The sequence below is a fragment of the Microcystis sp. 0824 genome (genome assembly GCF_003112475.1).
GTDB classification, from domain to species: domain Bacteria; phylum Cyanobacteriota; class Cyanobacteriia; order Cyanobacteriales; family Microcystaceae; genus Microcystis; species Microcystis aeruginosa_C.
In genome coordinates, this window is the sequence record NZ_BDSM01000069.1 from 1 (window position 1) to 482 (window position 482).

Genomic DNA, 482 nt, shown 5'->3' on the forward strand with positions numbered 1-482 from the left:
TTGCAGTTCACATGAAACTATCAGATTATGCTAAGAAAAAAGGGATCAGTTATGACACTGCTTGGAGAATGTGGAATCGAGGGCAGTTACAAGGAGAACGTCTTCCTACAGGAACAATTATTATTTTTGAAGATGACCGTTTTTGCGGTGAAAATAAAGTAGCTATTTATGGGCGAGTTTCTAGTTCAGAAAATCAATCTAACTTAGAGACTCAGGCAAAAAGATTGGAAGCTTATTGTATTGCGAAAGGCTATCAAATTGTTCGAGTAGTTAAAGAAGTAGGAAGTGGAGTCAATGATCATCGAAAGCTATTATTAAAACTTCTAGAACAAACTGATTATAATTTGATTGTCGTAGAACATAAAGATCGTTTAAGCAGAGTAGGGTTTAATTATCTGAAAGTTCTTTTAACTCAAACAAATAGAGATCTAGAGGTCGTGAATCTAGCAGAAGAAAGAAAAGACGATTTAAGGCAAGACTTC

At 34.9% G+C, this 482-nt stretch carries 1 protein-coding gene; it reads left to right on the forward strand.

The annotated features are described in order from the left end of the window. Positions 1-11 precede the first annotated feature (11 nt). The coding region (locus N0824_RS19160; protein ID WP_108937908.1) for an IS607 family transposase at positions 12-482 on the forward strand (471 nt) is incomplete at its 3' end.